The organism is Xanthomonas albilineans (genome assembly GCF_009931595.1).
GTDB classification, from domain to species: Bacteria; Pseudomonadota; Gammaproteobacteria; order Xanthomonadales; family Xanthomonadaceae; genus Xanthomonas_A; species Xanthomonas_A albilineans.
This window is the reverse complement of sequence record NZ_CP046570.1, coordinates 311063-337375: the sequence shown is the minus strand read 5'-3', so window position 1 is coordinate 337375 and position 26313 is coordinate 311063. Positions and strand designations below refer to the sequence as shown.

General features: G+C 63.8%; 20 protein-coding genes. 9 read left to right on the top strand and 11 right to left on the bottom strand.

The window, feature by feature from the left end; translation table 11 throughout:
- The first annotated feature begins 450 nt into the window (after positions 1 to 450).
- The gene (gene mnmG, locus XaFJ1_RS01410) at positions 451 to 2343 is read left to right on the top strand and encodes a tRNA uridine-5-carboxymethylaminomethyl(34) synthesis enzyme MnmG (RefSeq protein ID WP_012914906.1); all 1893 of its coding nucleotides are present in this window, start codon (positions 451 to 453) and stop codon (positions 2341 to 2343) included.
- 31 nt (positions 2344 to 2374) lie between these two features.
- On the opposite strand, the gene XaFJ1_RS01405 is transcribed toward mnmG, so the two are convergent.
- The 6 genes from XaFJ1_RS01405 to XaFJ1_RS01380 form a co-directional block, all read right to left on the bottom strand.
- Positions 2375 to 3334 carry an alpha/beta hydrolase gene (locus XaFJ1_RS01405; protein WP_012914905.1) on the bottom strand — a complete coding sequence of 320 codons (960 nt, stop codon included), beginning with the start codon at positions 3332 to 3334 and terminating at the stop codon, positions 2375 to 2377.
- 264 nt (positions 3335 to 3598) lie between these two features.
- Positions 3599 to 4456, bottom strand: a complete 858-nt coding sequence (locus XaFJ1_RS01400; RefSeq protein WP_012914904.1) for a PA4780 family RIO1-like protein kinase — start codon at positions 4454 to 4456, stop codon at positions 3599 to 3601.
- A gap of 226 nt (positions 4457 to 4682) precedes the next feature.
- Entirely contained in the window at positions 4683 to 6122 is a 1440-nt protein-coding gene (locus tag XaFJ1_RS01395) for an efflux transporter outer membrane subunit (RefSeq protein ID WP_012914903.1), read from the bottom strand.
- Positions 6119 to 9247, bottom strand: coding sequence for an efflux RND transporter permease subunit (locus tag XaFJ1_RS01390; protein ID WP_012914902.1), 3129 nt, complete (start codon positions 9245 to 9247; stop codon positions 6119 to 6121). The genes XaFJ1_RS01395 and XaFJ1_RS01390 overlap by 4 nt, the downstream gene beginning before the upstream one ends.
- Before the next feature lie 10 nt (positions 9248 to 9257).
- Positions 9258 to 10463, bottom strand: a complete 1206-nt coding sequence (locus tag XaFJ1_RS01385; protein ID WP_045756684.1) for an efflux RND transporter periplasmic adaptor subunit — start codon at positions 10461 to 10463, stop codon at positions 9258 to 9260.
- A gap of 247 nt (positions 10464 to 10710) precedes the next feature.
- On the bottom strand, positions 10711 to 12021 hold the full coding sequence (locus tag XaFJ1_RS01380) for an MFS transporter (protein ID WP_012914900.1): 1311 nt from the start codon (positions 12019 to 12021) through the stop codon (positions 10711 to 10713).
- A 265-nt stretch (positions 12022 to 12286) separates the two neighbouring features.
- On the opposite strand from XaFJ1_RS01380, the gene XaFJ1_RS01375 reads away from it, so the two are divergent.
- Positions 12287 to 12826: a gamma carbonic anhydrase family protein gene (locus XaFJ1_RS01375; protein ID WP_012914899.1), complete on the top strand. Its 540-nt coding sequence runs from the start codon at positions 12287 to 12289 to the stop codon at positions 12824 to 12826.
- Positions 12827 to 13423: 597 nt separating this feature from the next.
- Here XaFJ1_RS01375 and XaFJ1_RS01370 read toward each other — a convergent pair.
- Both XaFJ1_RS01370 and aceE read right to left on the bottom strand, forming a co-directional pair.
- Positions 13424 to 13636: a type II toxin-antitoxin system HicB family antitoxin gene (locus tag XaFJ1_RS01370; protein ID WP_012914897.1), complete on the bottom strand. Its 213-nt coding sequence runs from the start codon at positions 13634 to 13636 to the stop codon at positions 13424 to 13426.
- A 313-nt stretch (positions 13637 to 13949) separates the two neighbouring features.
- Positions 13950 to 16640 (bottom strand): pyruvate dehydrogenase (acetyl-transferring), homodimeric type, encoded by a 2691-nt coding sequence (aceE, locus tag XaFJ1_RS01365; protein WP_012914896.1) that lies wholly within the window; start codon positions 16638 to 16640, stop codon positions 13950 to 13952.
- A gap of 208 nt (positions 16641 to 16848) precedes the next feature.
- On the opposite strand from aceE, the gene XaFJ1_RS01360 reads away from it, so the two are divergent.
- The 6 genes from XaFJ1_RS01360 to XaFJ1_RS01335 all read left to right on the top strand — a co-directional run bounded on the left by XaFJ1_RS01360 (position 16849) and on the right by XaFJ1_RS01335 (position 21822).
- Entirely contained in the window at positions 16849 to 18825 is a 1977-nt protein-coding gene (locus tag XaFJ1_RS01360; RefSeq protein WP_045756683.1) for a SpoIIE family protein phosphatase, read from the top strand.
- A complete protein-coding gene (locus XaFJ1_RS01355) occupies positions 18822 to 19262 on the top strand; it encodes an ATP-binding protein (RefSeq protein WP_045756682.1) in 441 nt (146 codons plus the stop codon). The genes XaFJ1_RS01360 and XaFJ1_RS01355 overlap by 4 nt, the downstream gene beginning before the upstream one ends.
- A complete protein-coding gene (locus XaFJ1_RS01350) occupies positions 19259 to 19642 on the top strand; it encodes an STAS domain-containing protein (RefSeq protein WP_012914893.1) in 384 nt (127 codons plus the stop codon). Before XaFJ1_RS01355 ends, XaFJ1_RS01350 begins: the two co-directional genes overlap by 4 nt.
- 449 nt (positions 19643 to 20091) lie before the next feature.
- Positions 20092 to 21090, top strand: a complete 999-nt coding sequence (locus tag XaFJ1_RS01345; RefSeq protein ID WP_187388420.1) for a radical SAM protein — start codon at positions 20092 to 20094, stop codon at positions 21088 to 21090.
- Positions 21091 to 21101: 11 nt separating this feature from the next.
- Positions 21102 to 21356, top strand: a complete 255-nt coding sequence (locus XaFJ1_RS01340; protein ID WP_146084038.1) for a hypothetical protein — start codon at positions 21102 to 21104, stop codon at positions 21354 to 21356.
- Positions 21357 to 21384: 28 nt separating this feature from the next.
- Complete coding sequence (locus tag XaFJ1_RS01335) at positions 21385 to 21822, top strand: hypothetical protein (protein ID WP_012914891.1); 438 nt, start codon at positions 21385 to 21387, stop codon at positions 21820 to 21822.
- Positions 21823 to 21934: 112 nt separating this feature from the next.
- Here the strand turns inward: XaFJ1_RS01335 and XaFJ1_RS01330 are convergent, their stop codons facing one another.
- Positions 21935 to 22564, bottom strand: coding sequence for a YceI family protein (locus XaFJ1_RS01330; protein WP_012914890.1), 630 nt, complete (start codon positions 22562 to 22564; stop codon positions 21935 to 21937).
- Positions 22565 to 22648: 84 nt separating this feature from the next.
- Positions 22649 to 23239 carry a malonic semialdehyde reductase gene (locus XaFJ1_RS01325; protein WP_012914889.1) on the bottom strand — a complete coding sequence of 197 codons (591 nt, stop codon included), beginning with the start codon at positions 23237 to 23239 and terminating at the stop codon, positions 22649 to 22651.
- Positions 23240 to 23367: 128 nt separating this feature from the next.
- On the opposite strand from XaFJ1_RS01325, the gene XaFJ1_RS01320 reads away from it, so the two are divergent.
- Entirely contained in the window at positions 23368 to 24339 is a 972-nt protein-coding gene (locus tag XaFJ1_RS01320) for a mitochondrial fission ELM1 family protein (RefSeq protein WP_045756680.1), read from the top strand.
- Positions 24340 to 24407: 68 nt separating this feature from the next.
- On the opposite strand, the gene XaFJ1_RS01315 is transcribed toward XaFJ1_RS01320, so the two are convergent.
- On the bottom strand, positions 24408 to 26306 hold the full coding sequence (locus XaFJ1_RS01315) for a S53 family peptidase (RefSeq protein ID WP_012914887.1): 1899 nt from the start codon (positions 26304 to 26306) through the stop codon (positions 24408 to 24410).
- Positions 26307 to 26313 lie beyond the last annotated feature (7 nt).

Sequence of the window (26313 nt, the reverse complement as noted above, 5' to 3'; positions counted from 1 at the left end):
TAGCTCCTACGGCGTGCCGCTTACGTCGCTTCACGACCTGATAGAGTTGCCATCGTCTTAATGTCGACGTCCGACAGGGAATTTGGATCCCCCCTGTTCCAGCCCTGTCGGATGTCGGCGCCCAAAACAAAAGCCCCGGTCAGCCAGCCGGGGCTTTTTGCTTTCAAGCATCGATCGACCTCGGCCACGGTCAAAAAAAGGGCCGGTAGTCCCCCGACTACCGGCCCCGGCTCCCCCGACGCACGCGTGACTGGCCCCTGTTCCAATTCCAGTCATGCGCCCCTGACGCATTTGCCACGTCGGGTGCAGTGGGGATATCTGCAGATTGCGTGCCAACTTGAGACTCGAACCTGCAAATTGTGATTTACATCACAAATAATTTTGTGTTTTACACGGCCTTAAACCTGCACCACACTTTTGCCCGCACCCACGCCGGCTGACGAGTACCCCATGAGCGACTCCTCCTTCTACCGCTATGACGTGATCGTGATCGGCGGCGGCCATGCCGGCACCGAGGCGGCGCTGGCCTCCGCCCGTGCCGGCGCGGGCACCCTGCTGCTGACCCACAACATGGAAACGGTGGGAGCGATGAGCTGCAACCCAGCCATCGGCGGCATCGGCAAAGGCCACCTGGTCAAGGAAATCGACGCACTAGGGGGGGCCATGGCGCAGGCCGCCGATCTGGCCGGCATCCAGTGGCGCACCCTCAATGCCTCCAAGGGTCCGGCGGTACGCGCTACCCGCTGCCAAGCCGACCGTAGCCTTTACCGCAACGCGATCCGACGACTGGTCGAGGCCCAACCCAACCTGACCGTGTTCCAGGCCGCCGTCGACGATCTGGTCATGGACGGCGAGCGCGTGCGCGGTGTGCTGACCCAGACCGGGTTGCGTTTCGAAGCGGGCGCGGTGGTGCTGACCGCCGGCACCTTCCTTGCCGGCAAAATCCACATCGGCCAGACCCAGTACGCCGGCGGCCGCGCTGGCGACCCACCAGCCACCGCGCTGGCGCAAGCGCTGCGCGACGGCCGCTTCGGCGTGGATCGGCTCAAGACCGGTACCCCGCCACGCATCGATGGCCGCAGCCTGGACTACACGGCGATGGAAGAGCAGCCTGGCGACGCGCCGCTGCCGGTGATGTCCTTCCTCGGCGATGTCGCCCAGCATCCGCGCCAGGTGTCGTGCTGGATCACCCACACCACCGAACGCACCCACGCCATCATCCGCGGCGCACTGGACCGCTCGCCGTTGTACACCGGCCAGATCGAGGGCATCGGCCCGCGCTACTGCCCCTCGATCGAGGACAAAGTGGTGCGCTTCGCCGAGAAAGCCAGCCACCAGATCTTCGTCGAGCCGGAGGGCCTGGACGTGGTCGAGATCTATCCCAACGGCATCTCCACCTCGCTACCGTTCGACGTGCAGCTGGAGTTGGTGCGCTCGATCCGCGGGTTCGAGCGGGCGCATATCACCCGCCCTGGCTACGCAATCGAATACGACTTCTTCGACCCGCGCGGACTGAAGGCTTCGCTGGAGACCAAGGCCATGCCTGGGCTGTTCTTTGCCGGGCAGATCAACGGCACCACCGGCTACGAGGAAGCCGCCGCCCAGGGCCTGATCGCCGGGCTCAACGCCGCGCGTCAGGTACAGGGGCTGGAACCGTGGTCGCCGCGCCGCGACCAGGCCTACATCGGCGTGCTGATCGACGATCTGATCACGCACGGCACCAGCGAGCCGTACCGTATGTTCACCAGTCGCGCCGAGTACCGGCTGCAACTGCGCGAAGACAACGCCGACGCGCGCCTGACCGGTATCGGCCGCGAGTTGGGTCTAGTCGATGAAGCGCGCTGGGCGCGGTTCCAGACCAAGCAGGACGCGGTGGCGCGCGAGAACGAACGCCTGCGCGGGTTCTGGGCCACCCCAAGCAACGCGCTGGGACGCGAGGTGGCGGCGACGCTGGGCGTGGCGGTCAGCCGCGAGACCAACGTGCTGGACTTGATCAAGCGCCCGGAACTGGACTACGCCGCGCTGATGCGGGTGCCATTGCTGGGGCCGGGCGTGGCCGATACGCAGGTGGCCGAACAGGTCGAGATCGGGATCAAATACGCCGGCTACCTGGAGCGCCAGCGCGAAGAAATCGCGCGCCAGCAGCGCCACGAGGACACTACGATCCCGACCGCGTTCGACTACGCGCAAGTGCGCGGACTATCGGCCGAAGTGCAGCAAAAGCTTCAGCGCGTGCGCCCACAGACCGTCGGTCAGGCACAGCGCATCCCCGGCATGACTCCGGCGGCGATTTCGCTGCTACTGGTGCACCTGGAGCGCGCGCGCCGCAGCCGGGTGGCGTAACCGGCGGGCGAGCGCGATCGCCGCTGCGCGTCTACGCCTGCGCGGCGACCGGCAACAGGCGCTGACGCAGCTGCAACGCGGCCAGGTCGATGACCTCGCCCGCCGCGCGCAACACGGCACCCATACTGACGAAACCGTGGATCATGCCCGGGTACACGCGCATGGTCACCTCCACGCCCGCCTGGCGCAGCCGCTGCGCGTAGTGCAGACCTTCGTCGTACAGCGCATCGCGATCGGCCAGCACCACCAGCGCTGGCGCGACGCCGGCCACGTCCGGAGCCAGTGCCGGCGAGATGCGCCAATCCGTGGTCACCACCGGGTCCGGGAGCAATTTACTGTCGAAAAAGCGCATCGCCGCCTCGGTCAGCGGCGGAATAACCGCGTTTTGCACGCGCGAAGGAAACGGATTGTCCGGCCGTGCGTCGGTCAACGGATACACCAGCACCTGGCAGCGCAAAGAGATGCCCGCATCACGCGCGGCCAGCGCGGCACTTGCCGCCAGCGCACCACCGATGCTGTCGCCGGCGATCGCCAGACGCTGCGGATCGGCGCCGACCTCGGCGGAATTGGCGGCCAGCCATTGCACCACCGCGATCACGTCCTCGATGCCGGCCGGGGCCGGATGTTCTGGCGCGAGCCGGTAATCCACCGCCAGCACCTGGCAGCCGGCGCGCGCCGCCAGTTGCCGGCAGATGTCGTCGTGCGAGTCGAGATCGCCGAGCACACCCCCACCGCCGTGCACATAGACGCAGGTAGGCGCCGGCAGCGACTCCACTCCAACTGGCCGGTACAGACGCAGCGGCACTGGTCCACACGGGCCCGGCGCCTGCGCCCCGCGCACCTCGGCCATCTCCAAAGGCGGAAAGCCGAACTGCGACCCTAATGCAGAAAACTTCGCGCGCGCGGCGGGCAACGGCAATTGCTCTATCGGCGGTTGCCCGGACTGTTTCATCTGATCGAAAAAACGAACGACATCTGGATCGAAGTACATCGTTAACCCTCCCCGACGGCTGCGGAAACTGTTGCATCAAGATTGTTATTTTCAATAACCATTTTCGCAAATAAACGCAATCGCAGTGCGAGGCATGGATCGCGCCGCGATCATGCGACCAGCACCGATGACACCCTGCGATGGGCGCCAAGCGCAGGCACGACAAGGCAATACACGCCACTTCGCCTAGCCAGGTCATAGTGAAGCCGCCACGTCACCGCATTGCGCCGCAACATGGGCGTGCGCGAAGATGCGCGCCGCGGATCAATCGTCGCTGGCGGCGGCTTCACGGCCCTGTTGACGGATGAGCGCTTCCTGGCGTGCATCCTCGATCGAGGCACGCACCGCACGCACGTCGGCACGGCGGGTGTCGAACGCGAAACGACCGCTGAGCGGGCTATCCGGGAGCAGCGCGCCCTTCTCGTAGAGCGCCCACATCTCTTCGCCGTAATGGGTGACGTTGAGGTCGGGGGCGAAGCGACCCAGGCAGTCGCGCAGGTTGTGCACGTCGCGCAACAGCATGGCACGCGCAGCGTTATTGCCGGCAGCGCTGACCACCTGCGGAAAATCGATCACCACCGGGCCATCGGCGGCGACCAGCACGTTGTATTCGGACAGATCGCCATGGATCAGGCCCAGGCACAGCATCTTGGCCACATCGCCGATCAGCCGGGCGTGGAAGGCGCGTGCTTGCTCCGGCAGCAATTCCACTTCGCTCAGCCGCGGCGCGCTCTGCCCCTCGGCATCAGTGACCAGTTCCATCAACAACACACCGTGGAAGTAGCCACGCGGCTGCGGCACATGCACGCCAGCATCCACCAGTTGATACAACGTATTGGCCTCGGTGTCCTTCCACGCGGCCTCCTGTTCGCGACGACCGAACTTGGTGGCCTTGCCCATCGCCCGCGACTGACGGCTGCCGCGTACCTTGCGTCCCTCCTGATACTGCACCCGCGCCTGGAAACTGCGCTGGGCCATGTCCTTGTAGACCTTGGCGCACAGCACGTCGTCGCCAGCCTGGACCACGTAGACTGCCGCCTCCTTGCCACTCTTGAGCGGACGCAGCACGCCATCGATAACGCCGTCATCGATCAGCGGTTGCAGGCCCGGGGGAATCTTCATCGGTTGCAGGACCACCATGCGTGGGGAAATGCGATTATGGCCTAAGCCTGCCACAGTACCGAGACGCATATACCACTGCAGCACAGCGCCGACCGCGAACGATGCGCCAATGACCTTCTGCGCGGCGCATCGCGGGCGATGTCGCAGCACCGCCCGCGTTGGCACGGATACCAGACTCCCGCACAGGCGGGCACTGACGCCAATCGTAACCGTGCCCGACCAACCGTCAGGGTGTACCAACCTGGGCGTCGGCACCACCACCCAACACCTGGTACAGCGTCACCCGATTGCTGGCATCCTGCAAACGCAGTGCGATCAACGCCTGCTGCGCAGCGAACAGCGAGCGCTGTGCATCCAGCACCGCCAGGTGACCATCCAGGCCAGCACGGTAGCGCGCGTCGGCCAGCGTGTAGCTGCGTTGACTGGCGTCGACCAACGCCTGCTGCGCGGTGAGTTGCGCTTCCATATGATCCTTCGCAGCCAGGGCATCGGCGACTTCGGCGAAAGCGGACTGAATCGCCTTCTCGTACTGCGCCACCGCGATGTCCTTGCCGATCTTGGAGGCGTCGAGCGACGCCTTCAACGCACCGCCATGGAAGATCGGCGCGGTGATGCTGGGCACGAACGACCAGGTGCGGGCGCCGGCCGAGAACAACGTGGACAAGGCATCGCTACTGCGGCCGGTGGACGCGGTGAGGCTCAGCGACGGAAAGAACGCCGCGCGGGCCGCGCCGATGTCGGCATTGGCCGCCTGCAAACTGTGCTCGGCGGCAAGCACATCCGGACGTTTCAGCAGCACCGACGAGGACAGGTGCGCTGGCACCGGTGCCAGCGCAACGCTGCGATCGATCGCCTGCGCGCTCGGCAATAACGCCGCGTCCACGGGAGCACCCACCAGCAACTGCAAGGCATCGCGCGCCTGCGCCAACTGCGTGGCGGCGCTGGCGGCACTCACCCGCGCGGCTTCGACACTGGTCTGCTGTTGGGCCAAGTCCAGCGCCGACACGGTACCGACGCTGTGCTGGCGTTCGGTCAATTGCAACGTCTGCGTCTGGCTGTCCAGGGTCTGCTGCGCGAGCGCGAGTTGCGCCTGATCGGCGGCGACCGTCAGCCATGCCGCGGCAACCTGCGCAATCAGGCTCAGACGCACGCTGCGCTGGGTTTGCGCACTGGCCAGCCAGTTCTGCAACGCCTCCTGCTTGAGGCTGCGCAATTGCCCGAACAAATCCAACTGCCAACTGCTGAGACCAACCTGCAACGTATCGCTGACGTTGATCTGCGAAACACCCGTATCGCTACTGGCGGCGCTGACTCGCTCGCGGTTCTGGCTCGCGCTGGCATCCAGCGACGGCAACTGCGCGGCGCGCTGGATGCGGTACTGCGCGCGCGCCTTGTCGATCGAGAGCATCGCCACGCGCAGGTCGCGGTTGTTTTGCAACGCAAGCGCGATGGTCTGGCGCAAGCGCGGATCCAGAAACACCGCCTGCCAATCCGGCATCACCAGCGTATCGGCGGGCTGGCCCGCAGCGTGCGCGGCGCTTGCATCGGCAGCGGCAAGATTCGCAGGCACCGGCGCCGCCGGGCGCACGTAGTGCGGCGCCAGGGTGCAACCGGCCAACGCCAGTAACGTGGCGGCAGCCACGCTCGCACGGCAGAGCGCGCTCATGACCCCACCTCCTCGCTCGCCACCCTGCGCTCGGGGAACAGGCGGCGCACGATCACATAGAACAACGGGACGAAGAACAGGCCCAGAGTGATCGAGGCCAACGTACCGCCAGTGACACCGGTGCCCAGCGAGTGACGCGCGGCCGAGCCGGCACCGTGACTGAACATCAGCGGCAGCACGCCAAGCAGGAACGCCAGCGAGGTCATCAGAATCGGCCGCAAGCGCATCTGCACCGCGTGCAGAGTCGCGGCCAGCAGGCTTTCACCGCGATGTTCCAGATCGCGGGCGAACTCGACGATGAGGATGCCGTTTTTGGCCGACAAACCAACCGTCGTGAGCAGGCCCACCTGGAAGTAGACATCGTTCTCCAGGCCCCGCAGGGTCATCAGCAGCACTGCGCCAAAAATGCCTACCGGCACCGCAAGCATCACCGCGAACGGGATCGACCAACTTTCGTACAACCCCGCCAGGCACAGGAACACGAACAACAGCGAAATCGCGTACAGCGCCGGTGCCTGGTTGGCAGACAACTTCTCTTGATAGGCCATATCAGACCAGGCATAGCCAAAGCCATGCGGCAGTTGCTTGCTCAACTCCGCCATCTCGTCCATCGCCGCGCCGGAGCTGACCCCCAACCTCGCCTGCCCGGTGAGTTCCATCGCCGACACGCCGTTGTAACGTTCCAGCGCCGCCGGCGCGCTGGTCCAGCGGGAGGTGGTGAAGGCGGACATCGGCACCATGTCGCCGCCGGTGTTGCGTACTGTCCAGCGCTCCACGTCCTGCGGCGCCATGCGTGTATGCGCGTCGCCCTGCACGTATACCTTCTTGATGCGGCCCTTGTAGATGAAGTTGTTGACGAAGTCGCCACCGAGCGCACTGTTGAGCGTGGCATTGATGTCGCCCGGATCCACGCCCAGCGCCTGCGCCTTGTTGTCGTCGATCTTGACCGCATACACCGGCGCATCCTCCAGGCTGGCGTAGCGCACATTCATCAACTTGGGATCATCCGCAGCCAGGCGCAGCAGCTTGTCGCGCGCGGCCAACAGGGCAGCGTGGCCAGCGCCTTCGTAGTCCATCAACTCGAAGGTGAAACCGGAAGCGTCGCCGAGGCCGGTGATCGCCGGCGGCGAGGTCACGAACAGATCCGCATCGGGCACGTCGGCCAAGGCCTTTTTGAGGCGTTCGGCAATGGTCGCGGCATCATCGTCGCGGTCGTCCCAATCCTTCAAACGCACGAAGGCCATGCCGACGTTCTGGCCGGAGCCGGTGACGCTGAAGCCGGCGGAAGACAGTACCGAGCGGACTCCAGGATCCTTCATCGCGACCTGGGTCAGCCGGTCTGCCACCATTTGGGTCTGCTCCAGGGTGGAACCCGCCGGCAGCTTGACCAGCACGTTGAGCATGCCCTCGTCCTCGTCGGGCAGAAAGGCGCCAGGCAAACGCCACAGCAGCACACCGGTGACGACCAGCAGCAACGCGTAGGCGAGCAAACCCAGCGCACGCTGTCCAAGCACACGCTCGACCACTGCGCGGTAGCGCTCGGACATATGACGAAAGCGCGTGTTGAACCAGATAAAGAACCAGCCAAGACGACCGTGCGAACCGATTGGTGCTTCGCCCTGGTGCAGCGGCTTGAGGATGGTCACGCACAGCGCCGGGGTCAGGGTCATCGCCACCAACACCGACAGGATCATCGAGGCGGCGATGGTGATCGAGAACTGCCGGTAGATCACCCCGGTGACGCCATTGAAGAAGGCCATCGGCACGAACACCGCCGTCAGTACCAGCACGATGCCGATCAGCGCGCCGCCGATTTGTTGCATCGAGCGCAGGGTCGCTTCTTTCGGTGACAGCCCTTCCTGGCCCATGACCCGCTCCACGTTCTCCACGACCACGATCGCATCGTCCACCAGCAGGCCGATCGCCAACACCATCGCGAACATGGTCAACGTGTTGATCGAGTAGCCGAACGCGGCGAGTACACCAAAGGTACCCATCAGCACCACCGGCACCGCGATGGTCGGGATCAGCGTGGCGCGCCAGTTCTGCAGGAACAGATACATCACCGCCACGACCAGCAGCACCGCCTCGATCAGGGTGATGACCACTTCCTTGATCGAGGTGATGACGAACGGGGTACTGCTGAAAGCGACATGGTAGTTGTAGCCATGCGGCCAGTACTGTTTGAGTTCGCCCAGGCGCTTTTCGATCGCCTTGGACACCTCGACCGCGTTGGCGTCGGAGTTGAGCTCGATACCCAGCGACGCCGAGGGTTTGCCGTTGAAGCGGGAAAGGGTGCCGTAGGTTTCCGGACCCAGGCCGATCCTGGCCACGTCGGATAAGTGCACGGCGGCACCGTCGGGATCGCTCTTGAGCACGATCGCGCCGAACTGCGCCGGCGTCTGCAAGCGGCTGCGGGTGGTCACGGTCGCATCCAGGCGCTGCCCCCGCAGCGACGGCTGGCCGCCGAGCTCGCCCGCCGACACGTCGGTATTCTGCGATTGCAGCGCGTTCTCCACATCCGATGGCATCAACGCGTACTTACGCAGCTTTTCCGGGTCCAGCCAGATGCGCATGGCGTACTCCGAACCAATCGGCTGGATATTGCCCACGCCGCTGATGCGGCTGATCTGGTCGTCAATGCGCGACTCCATGTAATTGGCGACATCAAAACTGTCCATGCTGCCGTCGTCGGAGGTGAACGCCACCACTTCGAACAGCGAACCGCTGGACTTGGTGATGATCAAGCCGTTCTGCTGCACCGCCTGCGGCAGGATCGACATCACCGACTGCAACTGGTTCTGCACCTGCACCTGGGCGGTGTCGGGGTTGGTCCCGGTCTGGAACACCAGATTGACCTGCGCAGTGCCGTCCGAAGCACTGGTGGAGGTCATGTACAGCAGATGATCCAGGCTTTGCTGCGACTGCTCGATCAACTGAGTGACGGTGTTTTCCACGGTCTGCGCCGAGGCACCGTTGTAGGTGGCGCGCACGGTGATGGTCGGCGGGGCCATCTGCGGATAGCGTTCGACCGGCAACGCATGGATGGCCAGCATGCCGATCAGGACGATCACGATGGCCATGACCCAGGCCACCATCGGGTGGTTGACGAAGAAGCGCGACATGCGGAAGTCCTCAGTCGGCCTGGGCGGCGCCAGGCACCGTTGGCGCGGCGTCGAGTTCGGCGGCGCTGACCGGATATGGCGTCACCGTCTTGCCGATCTCGGCGCGGCTGCCGTTCACCACGATGAGCCGCTCGCCCGGCTTGAGTCCGTCCTCCACCACCCAATCGTGGCCCAGCGCGTCGCCAGTGCGAATGTGGCGTTCCACCACCCGGTTATGCGCGTCGAGCAGCTTGACCAGCGGCTCGCCCTTGCTGTCGCGCGTGACCGCCTGCTGCGGCACCAAGATTGCGCCCTGATTGGTGGCCATCGGCAGCACCGCGCGTAGATACATGCCTGGCAAAAGCAGATGTTCCGGATTGGGGACCACCGCACGCAGGGTAACGTTGCCGGTACCGGCGTTGACCTGGGTACCGACGAACTCCAACGTGCCCGCATGCGGATACGTACTGCCGTCCTCCAAGCGCACCTGCACCTGTGCCTTGCCGTCGATGGCGCGGATGCGTCCAGCGTCGAGCTGGCGGCGCAGCGCCAGGATCTGCGTACTGGACTGAGTGACGTCCAGATAGATCGGGTCCAGTCGCTGGATCGTGGTCAGCGCGGCATCCTGCGCGGCGGTGAGCAGCGCGCCGACGGTATAGGCCGAGGCGCCGGTGCGGCCAGAAATGGGCGCGGTGATCCGGGTGTAATCCAAATTGATGCGCGCCGCCTGCAGCCCCGCCTTGGCCGCGATCACCGCCGCCTCGTCCTGGCGCAGCGCGGAAATCGCATCGTCGGCGTCCTGTTTGCTGGCCGCGTCCATCCCGACCAGGGTGCGGTAACGCTCGGCCTTGGGTCGCGCACTGGCCAGCGCCGCCTCGGCCTGAACCAGATTGCCACGGGCGATGTCGTAGGCGGCCTGATAGGGCGCCGGGTCGATCTGGTACAGCGGCTGCCCGGCCTTGACCTCCTGGCCCTCCACGAAGAGTCGCTGGCGCAGCAGCCCGCCGACCTGCGGCCGCACATCCGCCGTCTCGTAAGCCACCGTGCGCCCGGGCAGAGTGCGCTCTACCGGAAGCGCATGGGCGCTCAAGGTCATCACCCCGACCCGCGACAGCGACACAGCGGACGGCTTATCGCCAGAGCAGCCACCGACGCCGACGACCAGGGACGACAGGACGACCAACGGCAATAGAGCACAACAGGAGAGGCGACGGAGCCCCGGAACGACGTCGTACATGGGCGATGATACGGCTGTGATGAAACTGTCAACGATACTCCACTCATGTGTCGCACTGCACCATCGGCAACACGAACGTGTTGTACAGCCTTCACAAATGCGGGAGAAACGTCGGAAAAACCTGCCTCTGGCCCACCGCAAATAACGGTGGATTTATGTCAGCGAACGTAAATTTCGATAATGGAGCATTTTCCCGTTAGCTGCCGCCATCGACGTGGACGCGCGGGCCAACCGTAGCGTAGACGGTTCAGCGTGCACGCAACGCCAGCAAGGCCGCGGCCGCCAGCAGTAAAGGCAGCGTAAAGATCATGTACAGCCGCGACGGCTCCCACCCCGCATCGATCAACAAGCCCACCGTCGGCGGCGACAGGATCGCGCCGAGGCGGCCGATCCCGATGGCCCACCCCAGGCCGGTGCCGCGGATCCACGCATCGAATACCACCGGTGCGGTCGCGTACAGTCCGGACATCGCCGCGAACACGGCCGCACCGATGAACAGTGCAATCGCGAAGGCCGCCGCCAGTTGGGTGCTGTAACCGGCAAAAACCAGCATCGCCAGCGCCGCCAGCAGGAACATCCCCAAGGTCAACCAGCGCAAGGACCAGCGCACTGCCAGCCAACCGAACACACCGCCGCCGACAATCCCCCCCAGGTTGAGCAAGGTCCCGCCCGTGATCCCCTGCTGCACCGACATCCCGGCGGCGACCAATAACTTGGGTGTCCAGCTCAGCACGAAATAGAACGCGAACATGTGCAAGAAGAACGCCAGTGCGAGCAACAGCGAACGGCGACGCATCGCACCGACGAACAGCACGGCATAGCCCTGGCGTGGAACGGCATCGCGCCGCGGCAACGCGGGCAATTCCGATAATGGCGCCTGCCGCATGCGCAGCAACGTCGCGTTGAGCTGGGCCAGCGCGTTGGGCGGGCGCCGACCAATCAGGAAATCCAGCGACTCGGGCAAGCACGCCAGCACCAGCGGCATAAACAGCAGCGAACACCCCGCGCCGAACAAAAATACCGCATGCCAGTGCAAGTGCCAGTGTTCGAGGATCAAGTCGGCGATCACGCCACCGAATGCGGCACCGATCGGATAGCCGGTGGTCTGCAACACCACCGCCGTGCTGCGCCACTTGGCGCTGGCGTATTCGGCGGTGATCGCCCCCACGCCGGGAAACATGCCGCCGATGCCCAGGCCGGTGAACACCCGCAAGACCCAAAGCTGCTGCACATTCTGCGCCATCGCCGAGGCTCCCATGCCCACGGTGAGAATCGCCAGGCAACCCAGGATCAGGCGCCGCCGCCCCCAACGATCGGCCAACGGCGCCAAGCACAACGAGCCCACCGCCATACCGATCAAACCGGCACTGAGCAAGCCTCCCAGGAGCTTGCCGGATAACTGCCACTCGTCGGACACATGCGATGCGGTGAATGCCATCACCATCACATCGAAGCCATCGAGCATGGTCAACAACACGCAAATCCCGATGGCCATCCATTGGAAGCCGCCCATGCGGTCCTGCACGAGGGAGCCTGGTACAGCGGCAGCATGCGGCATGACGAAATTCCTACAGGGAAAATGGCGGAAAGACAGCAGCCGGACGCTACCGCGCTTGCCTGACCCGATGCAATGTACTGCGTTGCATTTAACATTGACGTATCGCGTGACCCAACCCGATGCGCAAAAAGACCGAGCATGCCCAAGGCCCGCATCGCGACGATGGCACCGGCATCCGCGCGCCCTGCACGGCGGCGGCTGGGTTGGCACGCAGGCTATCATCGTCCGCCACTCCGGCCATTGGCCGCCATCGTCGCAGACCGCCATGCCCCCGATCCGCCCATTCCTCGATAAGACCCCTCAACTCGGCGACCGCGTCTACCTGGACCCGGCCTGCACTATCATCGGCGACGTGGTGCTGGAGGAGGACGTGTCGGTGTGGCCAGGCACAGTGATCCGCGGCGACGTCAACCATGTGCGCATCGGCGCACGCAGCAATCTCCAAGACGGCACCATCGTGCACGTCAGCCACCACAGCCCATACAACAAGGCCGGCTACCCCACGGTGATCGGCGCGGACGTGACCGTCGGCCACGGCACCATTTTGCACGCCTGCACCATCGAAGATCTGTGCCTGATCGGCATGGGCGCATGCATCCTCGACGGCGCCACCGTCAGGAAATACGGATTTGTCGGCGCTGGCGCGGTGGTCGGCCCGGGCAAGACCGTGGGCGAGCGCGAGCTGTGGCTGGGCAACCCCGCGCGGCCGGCGCGCCTGCTCAGCGACAAGGAAATCGAGAGCCTGCACTATTCCGCGCAGCACTACGTGCGGCTGAAGGACCAGTACATCGGCGTTAACGACTAGCCTGCTGCACGCGATTGCATGTCAGGTGGCAACTGACGACCCGCTTCGCGTTCGCTCATCGCCTGCAACAGCTTGTGCTTGAACCGCCAGACGACTGGGTGTAGCTCACACCCATCTGCCGCATCAGCTTCAATGCCGACAGATTCGTCATGCTCTAGCCCCGGCTGCAACCTCCTCTCGGAGCGGCTTCGGCACCGGCATCCCCTATTCGCAGTGCTTGGGAACTGGCTTGACATCCACCGGAGTGGTCTGCCCATCCGCGCCTACGCGATTGACAGCTAACACCTCCTATTTTTTCGCTAAAAATCCATTGAATTTTAAAGTCGCTGATATCGAGAGGCTGACTTGTTCACCCCACCAAGAAGGACGATCTAATTAGTCGCCGTGCGGGCCATGTAAATTTTTGATTTCCTGCGCAAAACCAAAAACAAGGTGAAGTTAATCTGAGACTTACTAAACCTTTTCCCGACTTCAAACGGAATCGACCACGAAATTTTTTATCCATCGCTGTCAGAGATGGCAAGACTTTCACACATGACCTGACGGAGCATCGCTCAGCACATCTTCAAGCGAGGAAAAACCTGATCTTCATCCTTATCACGCCGCCACATCCACATATTCCACCCGACTCGACGGCAGCGCAATCACTTCGCCATCCTCGCGCATGCCGGCTAAATGCAACCCGATTGCTTCGCGAATCAAACCGCCCACCTCCGCGATCGTCGCTCCTGTCGCGACACACCCCGGCAAATCCGGCACGTAAGCAGAGTCGTTGTTACCGGCTTGCTCGATGACAACGGCGTAGCGCATGGCGATTCCCTCTTCAGGCCGGCCTGCTTCAAGATGCTGTTCAACATGCCGGCAGCCACATCATCGCTCGGCTTGCCGGGGCCACTGTCAGCGACCCGGGTAGACGCGGTGCTTGAACTGGCGATGGCTGCCAATCTGGCCGACTTGGTGCCAGCCTGCGTCCTTGAGGTATTGCAGCACATCGTAGGTTCGGGGGCATGTTCGCGGTCCTTGCGAATGCGGAGCCAGCCAGCGGAAGAGCGCCCTCTTCATTTCAGACGCCCTCTCCCGCCTGGGCAGGAGAGGGGCAATACGTTATTGCATCGGGAGTTGGTCAAACCCCAACCGGATTCGCCTTCTCCGGATCGATCTTGTACTGCTTGATCGCCTTCGCCACGTCCTTGCCGGTCATCTTGCCTTCCTTCGCCAACGCGGCGATGGCGGCGTGGGCGATGTAGTAACGGTCCACCTCGAAGAAGCGGCGCAGGTTGGTGCGGGTATCGCTGCGGCCGAAACCGTCGGTGCCCAACACCGTGTAGCCCATCGGCACGAAGGCGCGGATCTGGTCGGCAAAGCCGCGTACGTAGTCGGTGGCGGCGATGGCTGGACCTTGGCGGCCTTCCAGCAGCTCGGTGACGTAGGGCTTGCGCTGCGTGGCTTCCGGATGCAGGCGGTTCCAACGCTCGACGTCGAAACCGTCGCGGCGCAGTTCGTTGAAGCTGGGGCAGGACCAGATGTCGGCAGTGACGCCGAAGTCCTTTTCCAATAGCTCAGCGGCGGCGATGGCTTCGCGCAGGATGGTGCCCGAGCCCAACAGTTGCACGCGCAGTTCGCCCTTCTTGAGCTTGCCGGCATCCTTGAGCAGGTACATGCCCTTGATGATGCCGTGCTCCGCGCCCGCCGGCATGTCCGGGTGGGCGTAGTTCTCGTTCATCAGGGTGATGTAGTAGTACTCGTCCACCTGCTCCTGCATCATCCGCTGGATGCCGTACTGCATGACCACGGTAACCTCGAAGCCGAAGGTCGGGTCGTAGCTGCGCACGTTGGGAATGCCGCCGGCGACGATCTGGCTGAAGCCGTCTTCGTGTTGCAGACCTTCACCGTTGAGCGTGGTGCGACCAGCGGTACCGCCGAGCAGGAAGCCGCGGGTGCGCATGTCCGCCGCCTGCCAAGCGATATCGCCCACGCGCTGGAAGCCGAACATGGAGTAATAAATGTAGAACGGCAGCATCGGCACGTCGCTGACCGAGTAACTGGTGCCGGCGGCCATCCACGAGGAGATCGCGCCCGGCTCGCTGATGCCTTGTTGCAGCACCTGGCCGGACTGATCTTCGCGGTAGAACATCAACTGATCCGCGTCCACCGGCTTGTACTTCTGGCCGAACGGGGCGTAGATGCCGATCTGCCGGAACATGCCTTCCATGCCGAAGGTGCGCGCTTCGTCGGCCACGATCGGCACGATGCGCGGGCCCAGTTCCTTGTCGCGCAGGGCGATGTTGAGGCTCTGCACGAAGGCCATGGTGGTGGAGTAGGTGCGCTCGCCGCTGTCCTTAAGCAAGCGCTCGAACTTGTCCAGGCCCGGTGCGGGGATGGACAGGCTGGCCTTGCGACGACGCTGCGGCAGGTAGCCGCCGAGCGCGGCGCGGCGCTGCTGCAGATACTGCACTTCCGGCGAATCCGGGCCGGGGTGGTAGAACGGCACCTGCTCGGCGTCGGCCAGTTGCTTGTCGCTGAGCGGGATATTGAAGCGGTCGCGGAACGCACGCACGGCGTCGTCGTCCAGCTTCTTGGTCTGGTGGGTCGGGTTCAGCGCCTCGCCGGCCGAGCCCATGCCGTAGCCCTTGACCGTCTTGGCCAGGATCACGGTGGGCATGCCCTGTGTGTTCACCGCCTGGTGGTAGGCGGCGTAGACCTTGTGCGGATCGTGGCCGCCGCGGTTCAAGCGCCAGATGTCCTCGTCGGACAGGCCGGCGACCATGGCTGCGGTCTCCGGATATTTACCGAAGAAATTGGCGCGGGTGTACGCACCGCCGAAGGCCTTGCAGTTCTGGTATTCGCCATCAACGGTTTCCATCATCAGCTTGCGCAGCACACCGTTGCTGTCCTTGGCCAGCAGGGCGTCCCAGTAACCGCCCCACAGCAGCTTGATGACGTTCCAGCCACCGCCACGGAACACGCCTTCCAACTCCTGGATGATCTTGCCGTTGCCGCGCACCGGGCCGTCCAGGCGTTGCAGATTGCAGTTGACCACGAAGATGAGGTTGTCCAGGCCTTCGCGGCCGGCCAGGGCGATGGCGCCCAGGGTCTCGGGTTCGTCGCTCTCGCCGTCGCCGATGAAGCACCACACCTTGCGGTCGGATTTTTCGATCAGGCCGCGGTGTTCCAAGTACTTCATGAACTGCGCCTGGTAGATGGCGCTGAGCGGGCCCAGGCCCATCGACACGGTGGGGGTTTGCCAGAAGTCTGGCATCAGCCACGGGTGCGGATAGGAGGAAATGCCCTGCCCGCCCACTTCCATGCGGAAATTGTTGAGCTGGTCTTCGCTGATGCGGCCTTCGAGGAAGGCGCGGGAATAGATGCCCGGGGAGCTATGGCCCTGGATATAGAGCAGGTCGCCGGGGTGCTGCTCCGAGGGCGCACGCCAGAAGTGGTTGAAGCCCACGTCGTACAGGGTGGCGCTGGAGGCGAAGGACGCGATGTGACCGCCAAGGTCGCCCGGCTTGCGGTTGGCGCGCACCACAGTGGCCATTGCGTTCCAGCGGATGATCGAGCGGATCTTCCACTCGATGGCCGCATCGCCTGGGCTCTTGGCCTCGTTGGCGGGAGAAATGGTGTTGACGTACTCGGTGGTCGGCGAGAACGGCAGATAGGCGCCGGAGCGTCGGGTCAGTTCGACCATGTCCTCCAGCAACTGATGCGCGCGCTCGGGGCCTGCGATATCGATGACGGCCTTGAGCGATTCGATCCACTCCTGGGTTTCAGTGGGATTCGGATCGTTCTGCAGCACCTCGTTCAACCAATTCATAACGCTCCCGTAGGTCGCACGCACGCGCGCGATGGCTGTGTTCTCTTGAAGCTTGCAAGTGTAGCGCAACCGCCCGCCTGGGCCTCGTACGCCAGCGTATGGATGGGGCGTGCTGTCGCATTGAGCCTGGGACACACACTGGGCCAAACACGCCGGACGGAGGCGGCTGCGCTTATGATCGGGCCCCCGGCCCCTACGGAGTGCCGCCATCGCCGCCTCATCGTCAACCCAGGACGCCTTTGCGGTCGCCTGGCGGCACAGCTTGCGCACGCGGCTATTGCTGTGGGTCAGCCTGCTACAGGCGGCATTGCTGCTCGGCCTGACCCTGCTGTTCTACCTGGGCGCGCGGCACGTGGTGGTGCGTAACGCGCGCGAGGAAGTGGCCCGGCTGACCCAGCAGACCGCGCGCAGCCTGGAGGCCACACTCGGCTCGGTGCAGGTGAGCGGGCGCACGCTGGCCGCGGCCGCGGCCGGCGTAGGGCGCCAACCATTCAACCTGCGCAGCCTGTTGCAGGCCACCTTACAGGGCGACCCGGACATCGCCGGCACCATGTTGGTGATCGAGCCGGGCACCCTGAAGAACGACGACCGCGGCTTCGCCTGGCGCCTGCAGCGCACGCGCGACCGCGTGCTGGAACAACCCGTCACGGCACTGGACCTGGACGACCAACGCATGCCGTGGTACCGGCGCACGCTGGCGGCAACGGCACCGTGGTGGTCCGAACCATACAGAGATGCCTCGGCTGGCGGCGCATTCCTCACCAGCTACAACCTGCCACTGCGCCTGCCGGGCGATGGTCCGCAAGCGCAGGCGATCGGCATGGTCCGCGTTGACGTGCCGTTGCAGCGGCTGCGGGCCATCGTCGCCAAACTGCCGGCCAAAGCCGGACTGCAACCGATGCTGCTGTCGCCGGATGGGCTGTTCGTGCTGCACCCGGACCCGACACTGCATTTTCACCGCGCCCTGGAAGCGCAGGTGGCGCGCGCCCGGCCGGACCTGTCGCCGCTGGCCGCGGCGGTGCAGACGCGCACACCGGTCCGCTTCGTCCACACCGCGCCCGACGGCGAGCGCTATCTGACCGAAAGCGCGGTGGTCGGCGACACCGGCTGGACCTTCGCATTGAGCGTGTCCGAGCGCTACATCCTGGCCGGGCTCAACCGCATCGTCATGTGGGGCGGACTGGTCAGTGCCACCGCGTTGGCACTGTGGCTGTGGCTGCTGCACCGCTATACCGCGCGGCTGGCAGGGCCGCTGGAGGACCTGACCGACTCGGCGGTGCATTTGAGCCAGGGCGCGTTCGACTACCCGCTGCGGCACATGGAACGGCAAGACGAGGTGGGGGTGATGGCGCGCGCCTTCGACAGCGCGCGCACCTCGATCAAACAGCAATTGCAGGAAATCGCCACACTGGCGCAGGCGCGGCAGCGCATGCAGAGCGAGCTGTCGATCGCGCGCGAAATCCAGCATGCCATGCTACCGGCCGCACGCACTTTCGACAGCGCACACAAACACCTGGAAACCTATGCGCTGCTGGAACCGGCGACGATGGTCGGCGGGGATTTTTACCAGTTCGTCGAGACCGAACCGGGGCTGCTGTGGTTCGTGGTCGGCGACGTCTCCGACAAGGGCGTGCCGGCGGCGCTGTTCATGGCCCGGGCGATCACGGTGCTGGAAGTGGCCGCACGCCGGCACACGCGGCCGGACGCGATCCTGATCGCGGCATCGCAGCGGCTGGTGGAAGGCAACGAACCATGTATGTTCGCCACCGTGCTGTGCGGCTTGATCAACGTGCATAGCGGCGACTACTGGCTGGCCAGTGCTGGCCACGAGCCGCCGCTGCTGCTCGACGCCGACGGTCATGCGCAGATGCTGTCGTTGGAATCGGGCCCGCCACTGGGGCTGGAGCCACAATCGCACTACCCGGTGCTACAGGGGCGGCTGGCCACCGGTGCCACACTGCTGAGCTACACCGACGGCATCACCGAAGCGATGGACGCACACAACCGGCCTTATGGCGAGGCGCGCCTGCTGGCCGCGCTGCAACCCGGTGCCGATGCGCAAGCGCAGTGCCTGGCGATACTGACCGATGTGCAGGCATTCACCGAACCTGCGGCACAGTCCGACGACATCACCCTACTGGCGATTCGGCTACACCACGGCTCGGCCGCGGAGACGACCGCATGAAACAACGGCTATACATGGCACCGGCACTGGACACGTTGGCGCAACTGACCGACACCCTGGAAACCGCGTTGCTACACCACGGCGTGCGCACCGATCACGTGCAACGCGCCCGGCTGATCGTCGAAGAACTGGCCTGCAACACACTCGAACATGGCCACCTGCGCCGCGAGCAGACGCCGATTGAGCTGATTCTGGAACTGGAACGCGCCACGCTGGTGTTGGAATTCCACGACAGCGGCCCCGCCTTCGACCCACGCAGCGCACCGATACCAGACCTGGACGCGGACATCGCCGAGCGCCCGATCGGTGGGCTGGGGCTGCACCTGGTCAAGCAACTGGCCGACCGCATCGACTACCACCACGACGCTGGCCGCAACGTCGTGCGCATCACCTTGCTGCACCCCTTCGACCCTGCTTCCCAGGAGTTTCCCGCATGACCACGTTGAGCTTGCAAATCGACCCAGCGCAGGACAAGCGCCAGCGCATCACCCTGAGCGGGCGTCTGGACACCCACACCTACCAGACCCTGGACGAGGCGCTGGCACCGTTGCTGGCCACGCCAATCACCACCCTGGTGCTGGACCTGTCGCAACTGGACTACATCAGCAGCGCTGGCATCCGCTCGATTTTCAAAGCGCGTAAGCTGCTGGCCGCGCGCGACGGCCAGGTGCTGGTGGTCAACCCGGCGCCGCAAATCCGCAAGGTCTTCGACCTGGTCAAGGCGGTGCCGTTGAACGAGATCTTCACCTCGATCCAGGAACTGGACGACTACCTGGACGAAATGCAACGGCGCGTGGTGGAGCAGGGCGACAGCTGAACACAGGGTATCGCCACGGAAAATGAGCGGCGAAAGCGCTGGGGCTGCATGCTCCGTCGCTTGAGTAGACACGCATTGAGTTTGTGATGAATTTTACGCCAAGGAGTTCGGTAGAACCGTACTTTCTGACCAACTCATTCACAGACATGCGAAGAGGCGGCTACGCAAATGGACAAAGCATTCCACGAGATAGACCCTCGCGGCATCACGCTGAATCCCGACGGATCACTCAACTTCGCCAACCATCGTTTGCGGGCAGCAGCGATTTCCTCAGGAAACAAAGGGGCCATTCGCCCGTTGAGCGAGAATGCGGGGAAATGCACGAACTCCGGCACATGCACCGCCACTAACTATACTTGCAGCAACAGCGGAAACTGCCAAAGCTCATCCAATGTCGGCGCTTGCAGCGGTTCGCCCAGCCCACAACCCGGCAATGGATGAATCAGACGATGCTCAGTGAAACCATCGTCGCCGAGGCGCTTTCCCCACGCATTTTCTCACTCATCCTATTGCCGACGGAGAAGTGCAATTTCCGCTGCACGTATTGTTACGAAGACTTCGCAACAGGGCGGATGCAACCCAAGGTCGTCGACGGCATCAAGGCCTTGATCTCCAAGCGCGTGCCGTCTCTGGACCGACTGAATATTTCCTGGTTCGGCGGCGAACCGCTGCTGGCCCGCGAGGTCGTGATGGACATCGGCCAGCATGCGCACGCGACATGCGCGCAACATGGCGTGGCATTCAATGCCGGCTTCACCACCAACGGTTACCTGCTGGAACCGGACTTGCTGCAACGGCTCGTCCAATTGCGCCATCGTGAATTCCAAATCACCCTGGATGGCGATGCCGACTGGCACGACAAAACCCGCATCACCGCCAACAAGGGCGGCACATTCCAGAAAATATGGTCCAACCTCATCGCCTATCGCGCGCTGCCATCGGACTTCGCCATTTCGCTGCGCCTGCACTTGCATCAAGACAATATCGATTCGGTCAAACGGCTCTATACCAAGCTGCATCGCGAACTCTTGGACGACCCTCGTTTTTCGGTCTATTTCCACAAAGTCTCCAATCTCAACCCAAGCAGCAGGATCGAAGAAACAGTGTTGCCGCGCGACCGTTACCTGGAAGCGATCGCCTACATCACCGACAACGCCGAGCGCACAAAAAACAGCGAACGCCCCATCTCCGAAGAGCATCTGGATGGCTACATTTGCTATGCAGCCAAACCCAATTCCTTGATGATTCGCGCCAACGGCCGGATTGGCAAATGCACCGTTGCCCTCAACGACGACCGCAACGATCTCGGGAAGCTCCATGCCGATGGCACCATCGAGATTGCAAACGACAAACTACGCTTGTGGATGAATGGATTTTCGGATCTATCCGAACAATCGCTGGGCTGCCCGCTCTCGAGCTTGGCCACGACAAACTTGGCCACTATATAAGGTGAATCCGCATGCCGATCCGCATCGACCCAGACAAGATTTCCTTGGGAAAAAACGCAGAAGTGTTGTTTGAAGAGCAGGAAACCTCGACCGCGATTGAAGCATTGGCAAGCCAGCGTTTTGGCACATTGTCAACGAACGAAGTCTGCAATGGCACGAATCCTTCATGTAACAACACAAGTAATTGCTCTTTGGGCAGCAACACCAACTGCAATAACAAAGGTAGCTGTTTCGCTCCGAATCCAGGGCCCGGCCATGGGCCATGATGCATGCACACATGACAGGTAGACCACCATGACAACCCACAGCAACGACAGCCGCCGCAACTTCCTTCTCGGCACGGCCGCCACCGCGATCGCCGCGATCATACCCGTGGCAACGGCGGCGGCGGTCAATCCCGTCGCCACGCAGGCGCCGGCACACGGCCGCGCACTTCCCGAAACACAGACCTTCATGATGCAGGTGCTCGGCGATCTGCGCCAAGCACCGACCGGCCTGCAACTTGCCCCTGGCCAACTCTCCGAGCCGATCACGCTCGCGGGCAACGGCACCTATCGGGTGAAGATCAGCCCCACGGACATCACCACGCGCTTCGGGCCGATTTACAAACTGGTTCTGGCCGATGCCCATGGCACGCCGCTTGAAGAAATGAATATCGGCAGCGACACCACCGCAACCTTCACCCGCCACGGCGTGCAGGTCTACGCGCTGTCGATCGAACAAGCGCTGTAAGCATCTATCGCCACGCCCGATTGCGCTTGAAAACGCGAACGCCCGCGGTTCGGCGGGCGTTCGCGTTGCCGGAGGCGGCGCCAGCGCGGCGACGCCTCGTCCATGCATCGGCTTACTTTTCTTGCAGCAACGCTTCCGTGGTGATGCGGATCTTGACCTCGTCGCTGACGTTGGGAACGTAGGCGCTCAATCCGAAATCGCTACGCTTGACCGTGGTGGTGGCGTCGAAGCCCAGCGCCTGCACCTTGTGCATCGGATGCGGACCGGCGCCATTCAGGGTCACCGCCAGCACCACCGGCTTGGTCGTGCCCTTGATGGTCAGATCGCCGGCCACCTTCAACTTGTTCGCACCAGCCGCGGTGACCTTGGTGCTCTTGAAGGTGGCGGTGGGAAATTTGGCCGCGTCGAAGAAATCGGCGCTCCTCAGGTGCTCGTCGAGCTTGGCGGTGAAGGTGTTGAGACCCGACAGCGGCAGGGTCACGTTGACGCTGGATTTGCTCACGTCCTGGGCGTTGTAGACCAGCGTGCCCTCGACGTCGCCGAAATTGGCGGACGGATTGGAGAAGCCGAAGTGACTCCACTGCACCAGCACGTCGGTATGCGCGGGATCGAGTTTGTAGGTGCCGGAAACACCTTTGAATGCGGCGGCGGCGGCCGGCGCGGCGAAGGCCGTGCTGACCGGCTGGGCGCCGACGACGGCCAGAGACAGGGCGAGCGGAAGCAGGAGATTGCGGGTCTTCATGGAGAGGCTCTCTTGGTTGAAATGACGAATGGCATTGCAGCAGGCAGGGAGCCTGCGACCGCCCGGACAATGGCCGGGCCCGATTTACGCAATCCGTGCGGCCTCGTCGAAACTCAGGCGTGGCAAGCGCGGGTACAGACCCTTGGGATCGCCATGACCGAGGTTGACCAGGAAGTTGGACTTGATCGTGGTACCAGCGAAGAATGCTGCATCGACCTTGGCGTTGTCGAAGCCGGACATCGGGCCGGCATCCAGACCCAGCGCGCGCGCGGCCAGGATGAGGTAAGCGCCCTGCAACGAACCGTTGCGGAACGCAACCTCGCTGCGGCCTTCGCGCGGGCCATCGAACCAGCTCTTGGCGTCGGTGTGCGGGAATAGATAGGGCAGCTTTTCGTGGAAGTCTTCGTCGTGGGCCACGATCACCGTCACCGGCGCGGCCAAAGTCTTGGCCAGGTTGCCTTCGGACAGCGCCGGCTTGAGTTTTTCCTTGCCCTGCGGCGAGGTCACGAACACGAACCGCGCCGGACTGCCATTGGCGCCGGTCGGCCCCCACTTCACCAAGTCGTACAGGGCGCGCAACGTGGCTTCGTCGACCGGCTTGTCCAGAAACGCATTCTGGGTCCGGGCGGTGCGAAACAACTGATCGAGGGCGGCGGCGTGCAGGGCGGCGGACATGCGGGATACTCCTGTGTTGACAAAAGCGCCAGATGACGGATGAAGCGCCATCCCAACGCGAGGTAGCCAGTGTAGAGTGAAGCGACTGTCGCAACAGCCCATCACGCTGCAATGGATTACTACCAAAGGTGAAACGATTGGATGAGTGTTGGGCGATAAGCGACGGACATGCCGGTAACGCTCGCCAAGCCGAGGCCTTGGCTGCTGCACTGGCCGTGAACCCGGCACAACCGCCACAGACGCTCGTGTTGCAACCGCACATGCCATGGCGCTGGTTGGCTCCGCGGCGTCTGCCCGGCGCGACACGCGCTTACGGCCCTGACTTCGCCGATCTGCTGCGTCATCCGCCAGCGCTGGCAATCGGCTGCGGCCGCCAAGCCGCGCTGGCCACGCGCCTGTTGCGCACGCGCGGCAGCCAGGTGGTCCAAGTGCTGGACCCTCGCCTGCCAACGCGACATTGGGACATGCTGGTCGTGCCGGAGCACGACCGCCTGCGCGGCGACAATGTGCTCACCCTGCTTGGCAGCCTGCATCCGGTCGACGATGGCTGGCTGGCGCAGGGACGCGCGGCCTTTCCCGAACTGGGAATGTTGCCCTCGCCGCGCACCGGCTTGCTGGTCGGCGGCCCTGCGGGCCTAGCACCGTGGAACAGCGCACAGGCCAGCGCCGCCTTCGACGCGATTGCCACGCACCTGCGTGCAACTGGCGGTAGCATCCTGGCCAGCGCCTCGCGGCGCACGCCAGCGGAAGTCGCTGCCGCGCTGCGGCGTGTCTTTGCCGATTTACCGGGCGTGATCTGGTGCGATGAGCGCGACGGCGCGAATCCCTATGCCGGCATTCTTGGCTGGGCAGAGCGCCTGGCCTGCACGCCGGACTCGGTGAACCTACTGTCCGAAGCGTGTGCTACGCGCACGCCGGTACGCGTGCTGATGCCCGAACTAGCCTGCGGTCGTGCCCAGGCTTTTCATCGTGCGCTGCACGAGCGCGGACGACTCACTAGTACACATGATGCCGGCGACGCTACTGCCGCCGGCATCGAACCACTCCGCGAGACCGCACGCATCGCAGCGCGTATTCGCGAGCATCTGCGAGCGGGTTGAACAGCAACACCCGACAGCACGCCCACGTCGAGGGTGCGACGCGGGCGAATGCTTTTACGCGCGGTAACTTACGGATTGCTGGGAGAGCGCGGCACGCCCGCCGGCGCCGCATCCAACGCACCGATCAGCAGGCGCACGTCCGGCGTCCCCAGGCCCACCGTGTAGTTGTACTTGCCCTGGAGCGGCACATCGTTGCTGACCACGCCGTTGTAACCCGGAATGTCGCGGTGGAACGCTTTCGGATAATTGGCCGCCAGCCGGTACAGGTACGGGTTGAGATTTCCCTGACGCCCCTGCTTTTCCACCAGCAGCGCGGCGACGCTGGCGAACTCAGGCGCGGCGACGCTGGTGCCGATGGCTTCATGCATTTGACCATTGTAGGCCAGCAACGCCGCACTGGCGCCAATCTTGCGGCCTTCCTGGCAAGGCTGCGTCGCCGAACCAGGACAACCGCCGACCAGCATGCCGACATCGGGCACTAGCCGCATCTGCCCGTAGCGGCAGCCCAGCGCCCGCAATTGATAGAGCGGACGGTTGAAGATCGTACTGACGCCTCCACCAGCCCCCCAATAGCCACCGGCCAGTATCGCGCCCTTGCCATAATAATCCTTGGCGGTCAAGGGATCGGCATAGGCGGTTTCGCGCAGGTAGCTGGAGTCCGCACTGCCCTGTTTGTATGCGGTGAACAGATTGCCGCCACCGACCGCAGTCACGTGCGGATCGGCGGCGGGATATTGGACGCCAAGCACATAGCGACCGTCCTTACCATCGACCAAGTAATTCGTGTCCGCACAACCCAAACCGCCGTTGTCGCCGCTGGCAGCGATGAAGGTGATGCCCTGCGCGCTGCCCTGCCGAAACAGTTCATCGTAGGTGCGCAATAGCGAGGTTAAGTCCTTGCCGCCGTTGTAGGCTGGAGTTCTGTACAATTCGCAGCCGCCGAGCGAGAGACTGACTACGTCCGCCTTGTTGTCCCGCACGATCTGCCGATAACCGGCGTAAATCGATTCATCGCTGAAATCAGGTATCACGTACAGAATGACATTCGCCCCCGGCGCACCGCCCAGCACCGTTTCCACATCCAGCGCCGCCTCGGGCGCTGCGCTACTTTTATCATTGATGACAGGCTTGGCACCGGCCACATAACGGCGCGCATATAACTTCGGATTGACATGGCCTGCACCATTGCGGCTGAAATTTTGCTGGTTAAAAAATAGATCCACGTCCGAGTCCAGCACATCGCTGGCCATCAGGATGGCGACGGTTGTGCCAGTCCCGTCGAGGCGGCGGTGATGGCCGGGCGGCCCGATCATCGCCTGGTAGGACGGATAGTCGTAGGCCTGTTTCAGATCGTTGTAGGCATAAGGGCCGGTGGGGCTATTGAGGTTGTCCAGCTGTGCCTGATTCAGTTGCTTTATTATCGAATTCACCTGATACGGCGGCAGACCGCGGTCCAGGCCGATGACGGTAGCGCCACTGTCGCGCAGGGGCGCAGGCAATTGCAGGGGACTGTCGGAGGCGAGGCGGTCCCGCTTGCCCGCTTGCAGATCCGCAGTCAAAGACACAGCGAACAGACGCTCGACATCGTCCGCGCTGGCGCTGACGTGCAAGGTCTCGCCCTGCTGGGTGACGGTCATATGCGCGCCCTCCAGAGCGGCACGCACCTGCGCCACCTGCGCCGGGAGTGGGCCGAAGCGGCTCGCGAATTCTTCAGGCTTCAACCACTGATGGTAGTGCGGCGATTGCGGATCCTGCATCTCCGCCAGCAACGCGTCCAAGCCTGCTTGATCGCGCAACGGAAGATGCACATCGAAGGTGACCGGGGCAGCACGTAGCGCGGTGGTCATCGCATCCAGCGTGCGGTTCTGGAGCGTGGGGTTCTGGGTTGCTTGTGCGCCACTACACAGGAGCATGGCAGCGGACAAGACCGTGGTCAGCAACCGCTGGTGAGGCATACGATTAATCATGGGAGAT